The 12,727-nt window shown below is 72.6% G+C and carries 11 protein-coding genes and 1 pseudogene; 8 read left to right on the forward strand and 4 right to left on the reverse strand.

The window, feature by feature from the left end; genetic code table 11:
- The first annotated feature begins 292 nt into the window (after positions 1 to 292).
- From CEB94_RS32040 to CEB94_RS32060, 5 genes and pseudogenes are all read left to right on the forward strand, one after another.
- Positions 293 to 1,192: an FAD binding domain-containing protein gene (locus tag CEB94_RS32040; RefSeq protein ID WP_175435498.1), complete on the forward strand. Its 900-nt coding sequence runs from the start codon at positions 293 to 295 to the stop codon at positions 1,190 to 1,192.
- A pseudogene (locus CEB94_RS32045) lies at positions 1,192 to 1,802 on the forward strand ((2Fe-2S)-binding protein). The gene CEB94_RS32040 and the pseudogene CEB94_RS32045 overlap by 1 nt, the downstream one beginning before the upstream one ends.
- Before the next feature lie 2 nt (positions 1,803 to 1,804).
- Positions 1,805 to 4,204, forward strand: coding sequence for a xanthine dehydrogenase family protein molybdopterin-binding subunit (locus CEB94_RS32050; RefSeq protein ID WP_175435499.1), 2,400 nt, complete (start codon positions 1,805 to 1,807; stop codon positions 4,202 to 4,204).
- A gap of 109 nt (positions 4,205 to 4,313) precedes the next feature.
- Complete coding sequence (locus tag CEB94_RS32055) at positions 4,314 to 5,771, forward strand: NCS2 family permease (RefSeq protein WP_175435500.1); 1,458 nt, start codon at positions 4,314 to 4,316, stop codon at positions 5,769 to 5,771.
- Between the two features lie 47 nt (positions 5,772 to 5,818).
- On the forward strand, positions 5,819 to 6,970 hold the full coding sequence (locus tag CEB94_RS32060; protein ID WP_175435501.1) for an XdhC family protein: 1,152 nt from the start codon (positions 5,819 to 5,821) through the stop codon (positions 6,968 to 6,970).
- 38 nt (positions 6,971 to 7,008) lie between these two features.
- Here the strand turns inward: CEB94_RS32060 and CEB94_RS32065 are convergent, their stop codons facing one another.
- Together CEB94_RS32065 and CEB94_RS32070 are read right to left on the reverse strand one after the other, a co-directional pair.
- On the reverse strand, positions 7,009 to 7,449 hold the full coding sequence (locus CEB94_RS32065) for an SRPBCC family protein (protein WP_175435502.1): 441 nt from the start codon (positions 7,447 to 7,449) through the stop codon (positions 7,009 to 7,011).
- 28 nt (positions 7,450 to 7,477) lie between these two features.
- Entirely contained in the window at positions 7,478 to 8,266 is a 789-nt protein-coding gene (locus CEB94_RS32070) for a polysaccharide deacetylase family protein (RefSeq protein ID WP_425472507.1), read from the reverse strand.
- 145 nt (positions 8,267 to 8,411) lie between these two features.
- Between CEB94_RS32070 and CEB94_RS32075 the strand changes: the two genes are divergently transcribed.
- From CEB94_RS32075 to CEB94_RS32085, 3 genes are all read left to right on the forward strand, one after another.
- Complete coding sequence (locus tag CEB94_RS32075) at positions 8,412 to 9,413, forward strand: glycosyltransferase (RefSeq protein ID WP_175435503.1); 1,002 nt, start codon at positions 8,412 to 8,414, stop codon at positions 9,411 to 9,413.
- A complete protein-coding gene (locus CEB94_RS32080) occupies positions 9,410 to 10,009 on the forward strand; it encodes an HAD-IIIA family hydrolase (protein WP_175435504.1) in 600 nt (199 codons plus the stop codon). Before CEB94_RS32075 ends, CEB94_RS32080 begins: the two co-directional genes overlap by 4 nt.
- A 327-nt stretch (positions 10,010 to 10,336) precedes the next feature.
- Positions 10,337 to 11,314 (forward strand): glycosyltransferase family 9 protein, encoded by a 978-nt coding sequence (locus CEB94_RS32085; protein ID WP_175435505.1) that lies wholly within the window; start codon positions 10,337 to 10,339, stop codon positions 11,312 to 11,314.
- A 15-nt stretch (positions 11,315 to 11,329) separates the two neighbouring features.
- Here CEB94_RS32085 and CEB94_RS32090 read toward each other — a convergent pair whose 3' ends face one another.
- Positions 11,330 to 11,650, reverse strand: a complete 321-nt coding sequence (locus tag CEB94_RS32090) for a DUF3040 domain-containing protein (RefSeq protein WP_175435506.1) — start codon at positions 11,648 to 11,650, stop codon at positions 11,330 to 11,332.
- A gap of 105 nt (positions 11,651 to 11,755) precedes the next feature.
- Complete coding sequence (locus CEB94_RS32095; RefSeq protein ID WP_175435507.1) at positions 11,756 to 12,703, reverse strand: polysaccharide pyruvyl transferase family protein; 948 nt, start codon at positions 12,701 to 12,703, stop codon at positions 11,756 to 11,758.
- Positions 12,704 to 12,727 lie beyond the last annotated feature (24 nt).

The raw sequence follows: 12,727 nt of genomic DNA on the forward strand, positions 1-12,727 counted from the left end.
GATGCCCGCCGGCCTTCGGACCGCGTCCCGGCTGTGTCCCAGGTCACGCGGCTGGGTCGCGCGTTTCCACAGGAGAACGAGGAGGTTTCCGATGACCTCTGTTCATACGAATCTACAAGATGCCTGTCCTGGCCAGCCAACTCCTTCATGGTTTCCGTGACTGACTCGCTCGGCGCAGCGCGCTGTGTACTGAGGCCACTACGCGTTAACAGCACATGAACGAGCCGGGACCGCCGCACACGGATTGGCTCAATCTGAACGCCCCACGAGATGACGAAGAAGAGAGCCGGTCATGGACTTCCTTCGCCCCGCCAGCTGGGAGGAGGCGCTCGCCGCGAAGGCGGAGCACCCCTCGGCTGTGCCGATTGCGGGTGGCACCGACGTGATGGTCGAGATCAACTTCGACCACCGCCGGCCCGAGTACCTCTTGGACCTGAACCGCGTCGGCGACCTCTTCGAGTGGGAGGTCGGCGAGGAGAGCGTGCGGCTGGGTGCCTCCGTGCCGTACACGAAGATCATGGAGAACCTGCGTGCCGAGCTGCCGGGTCTCGCCCTGGCCTCGCACACGGTCGCCTCCCCGCAGATCCGCAACCGTGGCGGCGTCGGCGGCAACCTCGGCACCGCCTCCCCGGCCGGCGACGCCCACCCCGCCCTGCTCGCCGCGGGCGCCGAGGTGGAGGTCGAGTCGGTGCGCGGATCGCGCCGGATCCCGATCGACGCGTTCTACACGGGCGTGAAGCGCAACGCGCTGGCGGCCGACGAGCTGATCCGCGCCGTGCACGTGAAGAAGGCCGACGGGCCGCAGCAGTTCTCCAAGGTGGGGACCAGGAACGCGATGGTCATCGCCGTGTGCGCTTTCGGGCTCGCGCTGCATCCCGAGACGCGGACCGTGCGGACCGGGATCGGTTCGGCCGCCCCGACACCCGTTCGGGCCAAGGCCGCCGAGGAGTTCCTGAACGCCGCGCTGGAGGAGGGCGGCTTCTGGGACAACGGACAGATCATCACCCCGTCGGTCGCCAAGCAGTTCGCGGACCTGTGCTCCGCGGCCTGCAACCCGATCGACGACGTCCGGGGCACCGCGAGCTACCGCCGCCACGCGGTCGGCGTCATGGCCCGCCGCACGCTGACCTGGACCTGGGAGTCCTACCGCGGCGCCCGCCGCACCGCCTATCGAAAGGGGGGCGCTGCGTAATGCGCGTCAACTTCACGGTCAACGGCCGTCCGCAGGAAGCCGACGACGTGTGGGAGGGCGAGTCCCTGCTGTACGTGCTGAGGGAGCGGCTCGGGCTGCCGGGTTCGAAGAACGCCTGCGAGCAGGGCGAGTGCGGCTCGTGCACGGTCCGTCTGGACGGTGTGCCGGTGTGCTCGTGCCTGGTCGCCGCCGGGCAGGTGGAGGGCCGCGAGGTCGTCACCGTCGAGGGGCTGGCCGACTTCGCCCAGCAGCGCGCCGAGAGCGGCTGCGCGTCCGGCGCCTGCGGTGGCACGTCGCTGCAGGACGCCCGGCTGGTGGTCCCCCGGGCGAAGCCTGGGGGAGGGAGGCCAAGGGATCCGACTCGCACACCGGTGAGGGCACCGAGCTGTCCCCGGTCCAGCAGGCGTTCATCGACGCCGGCGCCGTGCAGTGCGGCTTCTGCACTCCCGGTCTGCTGGTCGCCGCCGACGAGATGCTGGAGCGCAACCCGAACCCGAGCGACGCGGACATCCGCGAGGCCCTCTCGGGCAACCTGTGCCGCTGCACCGGCTACGAGAAGATCATGGACGCGGTCCGCCTGGCGGCCGCCCGGCAGTCAGAGGCGGTCTGATCATGGCTTCCCCCAGCGGAACCCCCACGAAGATCACCCAGGGGTCCCGGACCAAGGGTGGCATCGGCGAGTCCACGCTCCGCCCCGACGGCATCCTCAAGGTCACCGGCGAGTTCGCGTACTCGTCCGACATGTGGCACGAGGACATGCTGTGGGGCCAGATCCTGCGCTCGACCGTCGCGCACGCCGAGATCGTGTCCGTCGACACGAGCGAGGCCCTGGCCATGCCGGGCGTCTACGCCGTGCTGACGTACGACGACCTGCCCACGGCCGTGAAGAACTACGGGCTGGAGATCCAGGACACCCCGGTCCTCGCGCACGGCAAGGTCCGCCACCACGGCGAGCCGGTCGCACTGGTCGCAGCCGACCACCCGGAGACGGCCCGCCGCGCCGCCGCGAAGATCAAGGTGGACTACCGCGAGCTGCCCGTCATCACCGACGAGGCCTCCGCCACCGCCCCGGACGCGATCCTCATCCACGAGAACCGCGACGACCACCACGCCGGCCATGTCCCGCACCCCAACATCGTGCACCGCCAGCCGATCATCCGCGGCGACGTCGCGGCCGCCCGCGAGCGGGCCGATGTGATCGTCACGGGCGAGTACACCTTCGGCATGCAGGACCAGGCCTTCCTCGGCCCCGAGTCCGGGCTCGCCGTGCCGGAGGAGGACGGCGGCGTCCACCTCTACATCGCCACCCAGTGGCTGCACAGCGACCTGCGCCAGATCGCGCCCGTGCTCGGCCTGCCCGAGGACAAGGTGCGGATGACGCTGTCCGGCGTCGGCGGCGCGTTCGGCGGTCGCGAGGACCTGTCGATGCAGATCCACGCCTGCCTGCTGGCCCTGCGCACGGGCAAGCCCGTCAAGATCGTCTACAACCGGTTCGAGTCCTTCTTCGGGCACGTCCACCGCCACCCCGCGAAGCTGTACTACGAGCACGGGGCCACCAAGGACGGCAAGCTCACCCACCTGAAGTGCCGGATCGTCCTGGACGGCGGCGCCTACGCCTCCGCCTCCCCGGCCGTCGTCGGCAACGCCTCCTCCCTGTCCGTCGGCCCGTACGTGGTCGAGGACGTGGACATCGAGGCCATCGCCCTCTACACCAACAACCCGCCCTGCGGCGCCATGCGCGGCTTCGGCGCGGTGCAGGCGTGCTTCGCCTACGAGGCGCAGATGGACAAGCTCGCCGCGAAGCTCGGCATGGACCCGGTGGAGTTCCGCCGGCTCAACGCCATGGAGCAGGGCACGCTCCTGCCGACCGGGCAGCCCGTCGACTCCCCGGCCCCCGTCGCCGAACTGCTGCGCCGCGTCAAGGCGATGCCGATGCCTCCGGAACGCCAGTGGGAGTCCAGCGAGGGCGCCGACGTGCGGCAGCTGCCGGGCGGCCTGTCCAACACCACGCACGGCGAGGGCGTCGTACGAGGGGTCGGCTACGCGGTCGGCATCAAGAACGTGGGCTTCTCCGAGGGGTTCGACGACTACTCCACCGCCAAGGTGCGCATGGAGGTCGTCGCCGGTGAGCCCGTCGCCACCGTGCACACCGCCATGGCGGAGGTCGGCCAGGGCGGTGTCACCGTCCACGCGCAGATCGCCCGCACTGAGCTGGGCGTCGCGCAGGTGACCATCCACCCGGCCGACACGCAGGTGGGCAGCGCCGGTTCGACGTCGGCCTCGCGGCAGACGTACGTCACCGGTGGCGCGGTGAAGAACTCCTGCGAGCTGGTCCGCGAGAAGGTGCTGGAGATCGGCCGCCGCAAGTTCGGCTCCTACCACCCGGCCTGGGCGACTGCCGAGCTGCTCCTGGAGGGCGGCAAGGTCGTCACCGACGGCGGTGAGGTCCTGGCCGACCTGGCCGACGTCCTGGAGGGCGAGACCGTGGAGGTCGAAGCGGAGTGGCGGCACCGGCCGACCGAGCCCTTCGACCTGCGCACCGGCCAGGGCAACGGGCATGTGCAGTACTCCTTCGCCGCGCACCGTGCCGTCGTCGAGGTCGACACCGAGCTCGGCCTGGTCAAGGTGATCGAGCTGGCCTGCGCCCAGGACGTCGGCAAGGCGCTCAACCCGCTGTCGGTGCTCGGCCAGATCCAGGGCGGCACCACGCAAGGCCTGGGTGTGGCGGTGATGGAGGAGATCGTCGTCGACCCGAAGACGGCGAAGGTCAAGAACCCCTCCTTCACCGACTACCTGATCCCGACCATCCTCGACACGCCGACCATCCCGGTCGACGTGCTCGAACTCGCCGACGAGCACGCCCCGTACGGGCTGCGCGGCATCGGTGAGGCCCCCACCCTGTCGTCGACCCCGGCCGTCCTCGCGGCGATCCGGAACGCGACCGGGCTCGAGCTGAACCGGACCCCGGTGAGGCCCGAGCACCTGACGGGTACGCAGCTCCCCGCGGGCTGAGCAGTCACGTCCTCCCGGGGGACCTCGTCCCCCGGACCCCTTGTTCGTCTCGGGCCGTCCCCCGGGCGTGAACATCCCAACCCCCTTTGAAACTTGGGAGACGGCACCCATGACCCAGCAATCACTGGAGCCGAGGGCCACAGCCGAAGACGCGGGTGAAGGCACCCGCGTCCCGGCCGGACGGTCCTGGCTCGACCGGTACTTCCACATATCCCACAGAGGGTCCACGGTCGCCCGTGAAGTGCGCGGTGGCATCACGACCTTCATGGCGATGGCGTACATCCTCCTGCTCAACCCCCTGATCCTGTCCGGCAAGGACGCGGCCGGGGCCACGCTCGCCCAGCCGGCCCTGATCACCGCGACCGCGTTCGCGGCGGCCTTCACCACCCTGCTCATGGGCTTCATCGGCAAGGTGCCCCTGGCCCTCGCCGCCGGCCTGTCCGTCTCCGGAGTCCTCGCCTCCCAGGTCGCACCCGAGATGACCTGGCCGCAGGCGATGGGCATGTGCGTGATGTACGGCGTGGTCATCATGCTGCTGGTCGTCACCGGCCTGCGTGAGATGATCATGAACGCGATCCCGCTCGCCCTCAAGCACGGCATCACCATGGGCATCGGCCTGTTCATCGCCCTCATCGGCTTCTACAAGTCCGGCTTCGTGCACCAGGGCGAGGCCACGCCCCTCGCGCTCGGCCCGGCGGGCGAACTGGCCGGCTGGCCCGTCCTGCTCTTCGCCGGCACCCTGCTGCTGATCTTCATGCTCCAGGCCCGGAACGTCCCGGGCGCCATCCTCATCGGCATCGTCGGCGGCACGGTCGTCGCGGCGATCCTGAACGCCGCCGGTGTCATCGACCCCAAGCAGTGGGCGGGCGGCGCACCCGAACTGCACGGCAGTGCCGTCTCCATGCCCGACTTCTCGCTCTTCGGAGACGTCGAGTTCGGCGGCTGGGGCGAGGTCGGCGCGATGACCGTCGGCATGATCGTCTTCACGCTGGTGCTCGCCGGGTTCTTCGACGCGATGGCCACCATCATCGGCGTCGGCACCGAGGCCAAGCTCGCCGACGACAAGGGCCGCATGCCGGGTCTGTCCAAGGCACTGTTCATCGACGGGGCAGGCGGCGCGATCGGCGGTGTGTCGGGCGGCTCCGGCCAGACGGTGTTCATCGAGTCGGCCACGGGTGTGGGTGAGGGCGCCCGCACCGGCCTGGCCTCCGTGGTCACGGGCCTGTTCTTCGCGGCCTGCCTGTTCTTCACCCCGCTCACCGCGATCGTGCCCTCGGAGGTCGCGTCCGCCGCCCTCGTCGTCATCGGCGCCATGATGCTGATGAACGCCCGGCACGTGGACTGGGCCGACCGGGCCACCGCCGTCCCGGTGTTCCTCACCGTCGTGCTGATGCCGTTCACGTACACCATCACCACCGGTGTCGCCGCGGGTGTCATCTCCTACGTCGCCATCAAGACCGCCCAGGGCAAGGGGCGCGAGATCGGCGTCTTCATGTGGATCCTCACGGCGGTCTTCGTCGTCTACTTCGCCCTCAACCCGATCGAGAGCTGGCTGGGCGTCCACTGACGCCCCGCAGCAGCCCTGACGCCGCAGCCTCAAGGAGACCGAGACAGATGCTGGACATCGCCGAGGAGCTGAACCGGTGGGCCGAGCAGGGCCGTGACTTCGCCGTTGCCACCGTGGTGGCCGTCGGCGGCAGCGCGCCCCGGCAGCCCGGCGCCGCGCTCGCGGTGGACGCCGACGGCACGGTGATCGGCTCGGTCTCCGGCGGCTGCGTGGAGGGCGCGGTCTACGACCTGTGCGAGCAGGCGCTGCGGGACGGCGAAACCGTCCTGGAGCGCTTCGGGTACAGCGACGACGACGCCTTCGCCGTGGGTCTGACCTGCGGTGGCGTCATCGACATCCTGGTCACCCCGGTACGGGCCGCCGATCCGGTCCGCCCGGTGGTCGCGTCCGCGCTCACCGCCGCCGCCCGAGGGGAGGCGGCGGCGGTGGCGCGGATCGTGTCGGGCCCGCGCGAACTGACCGGCCGTGCCCTGCTGGTCCGCCCCGACGGTTCCCACGAAGGCGGCTTCGGCGCCCATCCGGAACTGGACCGCACGGTCGCCGCCGAGGCCGGTGCCTTCCTGGACGCCGGACGCACCGGCACTCTGGAGATCGGCGAGCAGGGCTCACGCTGCGGAGCGCCCCTCACGGTCCTGGTCGAGTCCTCGGTCCCCGCGCCCCGCATGATCGTGTTCGGCGCGATCGACTTCGCCTCCGCCCTGGTCCGCGTGGGCAAATTCCTCGGCTACCACGTCACCGTGTGCGACGCGCGCCCCGTCTTCGCGACCCGGGCCCGCTTCCCGGAGGCCGACGAGATCGTCGTCGACTGGCCCCACCGCTACCTGGAGCGCACCGACGTCGACGCCCGTACGGTCCTGTGCGTGCTGACCCACGACGCCAAGTTCGACGTGCCCCTGCTGAAGCTGGCGCTGCGCCTGCCGGTGGCGTACGTCGGTGCCATGGGCTCCCGGCGCACCCACCTGGACCGCAACGCGCGCCTGCGGGAAGTCGGCCTCACGGACCTGGAGTTGAGCCGGCTGCACTCGCCGATCGGCCTGGACCTCGGGGCCCGTACACCCGAGGAGACGGCCCTGTCGATCGCGTCGGAGATCGTCGCCGGCCGGCGTGGCGGCAGCGGGGTCTCGCTGACCGGGGCGCACACGCCGATCCACCACGAGCCGGAGCCGAAGGCGGTGGGGCGGATCGGCTCGGTGGCCTGAGGCCCTGGTCGCCGAACGCCCCACCGGCGGCCGGTGGGTCAGGGCTGTCTGAGCAGGCGGTTCAGGGCCCGCCCGAACACGTACCGCGAGGAGCGCCGCACCACGCCGTCGAAGAGCGACGGCACGAACCGGACCCGGATCTCCTCCCGCCAGACCACCCGCGTACGGCCCCCGGGCCCCGGCCGCACCTCTAGTTCGGCCCAGCCGAGCACCACACGGCCCCGCTTCTCCAGCCGGCACATCCCCACGGCCCCGCCCTCGGGCGGCCGCCACACCGTGACCTCCATCGGGTCGTCGAAGGCCAGCGGCCCGGCGCCCGAGCGGGCCACGACGAGAGTGCCCTCACGCGTGGGCCCGGGCGGCACCACCCGGACCACCGTCAACGGCACCGCTTCACCGTGCCGGGGCCACCGCGTGATCCGCCGCCACGCCTCGTCGAGGGGGAGCGGGGCCGTGCGTTCGAGCAGGATGTTCGCCACCCCCCGATCGTAAGGAACCCGCGGAGCGTTATCGGTACACCTTCCCCGGCTCGGCCTTACCCGGTGCCAGGAGTTGGGGCACGGTCACGAAGACGTAGCCGCGTTCCTTCAGCACGTCGATGATCCCTGGTACCGCCGGCACCGTGCCGTCGTAGATGTCGTGGAGGAGGATGATCCCGTCCCGGGAGGACCGGTCGAGGACGCGGCGGGTGATCAGGTCGGAGTCGGTCGTCCGGTAGTCCTTGGCCGTCACGCTCCACAGCACCTCGGACAGGCCCAGTTCGCGGCAGATCGCGTGCACGGTGTCGTCGGTGCGGCCCTGTGGCGGGCGCATCAGGGTGGGGCGCCGGCCGGTGAGACGCTCTATCTCCTCGTTGGGGCGTTCCAGTTCCTCGCGTATCTCCTCGGGTCTCAGCTTCGTCAGGATCTTGTGGTCCCAGGTGTGGCTGGCCACCTCGTGGCCCTCGTCGGCCATGCGCCGCACCAGCTCCGGGTACTTCTCGATGTGCCGCTCGCCGAGGAGGAAGAAGGTCGCCGGGACCTGCTTCTCCTTCAGGATGTCCAGCAGACGCGCGGAGTGCTCGCTCGGCCCGGCGTCGAAGGTGAGCGCGATGCACTTGACCTCGCGGCAGTCGACGGCGCCGAAGCGGGCCGCCTGCACGTCCGTGGCCGGTCGGGCCCGGGCGGCGCTGGGGGCCGTGGTGTCGGCCCCCGTGCAGCCGCTCAGGGCGAGGGTGAGGGCGGCGATCGCCGCGAGCGTTCCGGCCGTTCGGAACGCGGTCCCCGTTTTCTTCATCTTCTTGGTCAGAGAAGGCATGGCGGGACTATATATCGCGTGTATACACGTGGTTTATAGTCTCCGAGGCGTTCCTGACGGTCTGACCTGGTGTTTGAGCGAGCCGTACCGCGGCACTCGCCAGCACCGTAGTCCGCGCACGCCGTCGGAGGGAGGGCCCGCCCGCATGACCTCGTACTCCGTCGTGATCCCCACCCTCGTACCGGACACCCTCGCCGACTGTCTCGCCGCGCTCGCCGCCGCCACCGGGCCGCGTCCCGAGGAGATCGTCCTCGTCGACGACCGGACCGATCGCGAACCCGGGTTGCTGCAGCACCCGTTGAGGGTCCTCGGCGACCTGCGGGAGCGGACCACCGTGCTGGGCGGCGGCGGTCGTGGGCCCGCCGCCGCCCGCAACACCGGGCTGCACGCCGTGAGCACGCCGTGGACCGTGTTCCTCGACGACGACGTCCAGGTGGGAGCCCACTGGTGCGACCAGCTGGCCGAGGACCTCGACGAGGCGTCCCACGACACCGCGGGCGTCCAGGGCGTCCTCGCCGTGCCACTGCCCGGCGAACGCCGCCCCACCGACTGGGAACGCGGCACCGCCGGCCTCGTCCGGGCCCACTGGGTCACCGCCGACATGGCCTACCGCACGGAGGTCCTCAAGCAGGTCGGCGGCTTCGACGAACGCTTCCAGCGCGCCTTCCGCGAGGACGCGGACCTCGCACTGCGCGTCCTCGACTCGGGCCGGCGCATCCGGCAGGGCCGCCGCACCAGCCGTCACCCCGTGCGCTCCGCCTCCCGCTGGGTGTCCGTGCGCCAGCAGCGCGGCAACGCCGACGACGCCCTCATGCGGCATCTGCACGGCCCCGACTGGTGGGACAAGGCCGTCGCGCCGCGCGGCCGGATCCGCACCCACGCGGCCATCACGACCGCCGGGGTCGCCGCGTGCGCTCTCGCCGCCGCCGGGCACGGCCGGGCCGCGACGGCCTGCGCGCTCGGCTGGGCGGCCGGCACGGCGGAGTTCGCCCGCGCCCGTATCGCGCCCGGCCCGCGCACCCGCCACGAGGTGGCGACGATGCTGGCGACCAGCGTGCTGATCCCGCCCACCGCGACCTGGCACCGGCTGGCAGGTGCCTGGCGCCACCGTCACACCCCCGCCTGGCAGGAGGAGGCCACCCCGTGAGCCCGGTGAAGACCGTGCTGTTCGACCGCGACGGCACGCTCGTCGAGGACGTCCCGAACAACGCCGACCCCGACCGCGTACGCCCCGTCGAGGGCGCCCGCGAGGCACTCGCCCTGCTGCGCGGGCGCGGCATCCGCACCGGTGTCGTCACCGATCAGCCCGGTGTCGCGGGCGGACTGCTCACCGACGCCGACGTCCGCCGCGTCAACCACCGTGTCGACGAACTCCTCGGCCCCTTCGACGTGTTCGCCGTCTGCCCGCACGGCCACGACGACGGCTGCCACTGCCGCAGGCCCCAGCCCGGCATGCTGTTGTGGGCGGGCGGACGGATCTGTACCGGGCCCGCCGAACTCGTCGTGATCGGCGCGACCGCCGCCGACGCGGAGGCCGCGCGCCGGGCGGGCGCCCACGGCATCCTCGTCCCGAACGGGCAGACCCGCCCCGAGGAGACCACCCGGGCCGACCACGTCGCCCCCGACCTGCTCACCGCCGTCCGCGCGGTACTGGACGGACCGCCGAAGGGCCGAGTCCTCGCCGACGAACGCCCCATCCAGAACGCCTTCACGGCCGGCCCGGACCCGCGCAGGCACCTGTGACGGCCGGTGCCGCACGGGGCCGCCGCTGTCGCTGCCCGGCCGCACAGGTGCTGCGCGGCACCTGATGAGTGGGTCGCGGCGGCGGACGGGCCGGGTGGCATCTGTGAGGGGTGGTGCCGCACGGGGCCGTCACCTTTGCCGACCCGGCCGCAGCGGTGTTGGGCGGCACGCGATGAGCGGCTGCGGTTCAGGCCCGGGCAGGTACCCGTGAGGGGCGGTGCCGCACCAGGCCCTCGCTCTCGCCGACCCGGCCGCAGAGGTGCTGTGGTGTACCCGATGGGCGGGCTTGCGGCGGCGGGGCCGGGGCTCGCACGGCAGGCTGCTGGTATGACCCCGGACCGGACAGCGCAGCCCGTACGCCCCCGTCTCCTCGTCCTGCGCGCCCTCGGGCTCGGTGACCTCCTCGCCGGCGTCCCAGCGCTGCGCGCCCTGCGGCGGGCCCACCCGGAGCACGAACTCGTCCTGGCAGCGCCCGTCGAGCTCGCGCCGGTCGCGGCGGCGACCGGGGCCGTGGACCGGCTGCTGCCCGCCTCCGCCCCCGGGCGGGCCGTCCCGCGCACGCTCGACTGGAACGGACCGCCCCCGGACGTCGCCGTCGACCTGCACGGCAACGGCCCGCCCAGCCACCGGCTGCTCCTGGGCCTGCGCCCGCTGAAGCTGCTCGCCTTCGCCCACCCGGACCTGCCCGGGATCGACGGCCCGCCCTGGCACCCGGAGGAGCACGAACGCGAGCGCTGGTGCCGGCTGCTGCGGGCGTACGGCATCGAAGCCGACCCGGGCGATCTGCTGCTGCCCCGCCCGCGGGCCGCGTCCCCGGCGCCCTGCGCGGTCGTCCTGCATCCCGGCGCCGGGTCACCCGCGCGCTGCTGGCCCGTCGAGCGGTACGCGGCCGTCGCGGCCGCTCTGCGCGCCCTGGGCCTGCGGGTCGTGGTGACCGGCGGCCCGGCCGAGGGCGACCTGGTGGCCCGGCTCGCCAAGCAGGCCGGCCTGCCGGACACCGACGTGTTCGGCGGCGGCCTGCCCTTCGACCGGCTGTCCGCCCTTGTCGCCGACGCCTACGCCGTGATCAGCGGCGACACCGGCATCGCCCACCTCGCCGTCGCCCACGGCACCCGCTCCGTCACCCTGTTCGGCCCGGTCGCCCCGAGCCGCTGGGGCCCGCCGCCCGACCCGCGGCACCGCGCCCTGTGGTACGGCCCGGAGGGCGACCCGCACGGCCGCCGGCCCGACCCGGCGCTCCTGCGCATCACCGTCGAGGACGTCCTGCGGGCCGTCGGCGAACTGCCCGGCGCCCCGCGGCCGTAGCGGGAAGGACCGCGCTCAGTCCTCGCACCACCGGCACAACAGCCGGAACGCGGCGAACATCGTCAGGGGCCACAGCGCGGCGAACGCCCAGATCACGCCCGGCTCGGACGTGACGATCCCGGCCACCATCAGCCCGACCGACACCGCGAGCAGGACCGCCACGGTCCAGCCACGGGGACGGTAGGAGGCCAGTCGGGCCAGGACGCGGGCGGGGTCGGGGCGGCGGCTCACTCGGTGGGTGCGCAGCCTGCGGGCGAGGCGACGGTCGCGGCGCAGGGCGCGTTCCATCTCGTCGAGGATGCGCTGCTCGTTCTCGGGAAGTCGGCCGATGGACACGCTTACTCCTTCCGGGCGGCCGGACCGTCTCTCCTCCCGGGGGGACGTGCGGCGGGGGAAGTACAGCGGGGGACGTACAAGCGGGTGCCCCGTGGTGCCCCTGCGCTAACCGGGCACCGGCCGTGCCAGCGCCTCGACGAGCCGGTCCGCGCTGTCCGGCACGGAGCCCTCGCGGAACCCGTCGCGGATCTGCCGCGCGGTCACCCGGCCGCCGGTCAGGCACCAGTCCCACCAGCGGTCCAACTGCCGCACGTCCAGCCGCTCGGCGGGCACCAGGGCGGGCCAGCCGCAGGCACGGGCCTGCGCGGTCAGCTTGGCGCCGCCCGCGACCGGGTCGACGGCCAGCACCGGTGTGCCGACCCGCAGCGCGATCACCAGCCCGTGCAGCCGGTCGGTGACGACGAGGTCCAGCCGGGCCAGCACGGACTGCAGCTGCGCGGGCGTCGCGCTCAGATGCCAGTCGTGCGTGTCCAGCCGGGTCTCCAGCTCCAGCCGCCCGCAGTCCTTCGCGGCCAGCCAGCGCGTCACCTCCTCGGCGACCTGCCCGTGCCGCCGCAGCTGCCCGTACTCGTGCTGCCCGTGCGCGAGGATCACCCCGACGACGGGCCGCGCCGGTACGTCCGGGGCGCGGGCCGCGAGGTCCTCCACCGGTTCGCTGTCCGGCCCGTCGCGGGGCAGCACCCGGTGGAAGCCGGTCACAGCCGGGCTGCCGGGGTCGATCACCGAGGTGCCGACGGCGATCCGCACGCAGTGCGCGAACCGCCGGTGCAGCTCCTCCACCTGCGGCCCGTGCAGCGGGCCGCACACGAACACCAGGTGGGTGTAGTCCTCGGGCCACAGCCGGTCCAGATGCAGCGCCTCCGGACGGAAACGGGGACTCCAGGCGACGTCGTAGGGGATGCCCGTCCCCCGCAGCACGTCCTCCACCCGGCGCAGGGCCAGCACGTCCCCGGCGGTCGCCTCCCTGTCGCGGAAGCTGAACCAGCCGGTGAGCAGCACCCTGCGCGGTCGCTTGCCCTCTTGTATGTGCACATGCCCTGAGTGCCCGCCCATCGGGAAGACATTCAGGGCATTACG

Origin of the sequence: Streptomyces hawaiiensis, assembly GCF_004803895.1 — a bacterium.
GTDB lineage: Bacteria > Actinomycetota > Actinomycetes > Streptomycetales > Streptomycetaceae > Streptomyces > Streptomyces hawaiiensis.

Excerpts from the sequence above, each read along its gene's own strand:
- CEB94_RS32040 (WP_175435498.1), top strand. The coding sequence starts at position 293 with ATGGACTTCCTTCGCCCCGCCAGCTGGGAGGAGGCGCTCGCCGCGAAG.
- CEB94_RS32050 (WP_175435499.1), top strand. The coding sequence starts at position 1,805 with ATGGCTTCCCCCAGCGGAACCCCCACGAAGATCACCCAGGGGTCCCGG.
- CEB94_RS32055 (WP_175435500.1), top strand. The coding sequence starts at position 4,314 with ATGACCCAGCAATCACTGGAGCCGAGGGCCACAGCCGAAGACGCGGGT.
- CEB94_RS32060 (WP_175435501.1), top strand. The coding sequence starts at position 5,819 with ATGCTGGACATCGCCGAGGAGCTGAACCGGTGGGCCGAGCAGGGCCGT.
- CEB94_RS32070 (WP_425472507.1), bottom strand. The coding sequence starts at position 8,266 with ATGCCTTCTCTGACCAAGAAGATGAAGAAAACGGGGACCGCGTTCCGA.
- CEB94_RS32075 (WP_175435503.1), top strand. The coding sequence starts at position 8,412 with ATGACCTCGTACTCCGTCGTGATCCCCACCCTCGTACCGGACACCCTC.
- CEB94_RS32085 (WP_175435505.1), top strand. The coding sequence starts at position 10,337 with ATGACCCCGGACCGGACAGCGCAGCCCGTACGCCCCCGTCTCCTCGTC.
- CEB94_RS32095 (WP_175435507.1), bottom strand. The coding sequence starts at position 12,703 with ATGGGCGGGCACTCAGGGCATGTGCACATACAAGAGGGCAAGCGACCG.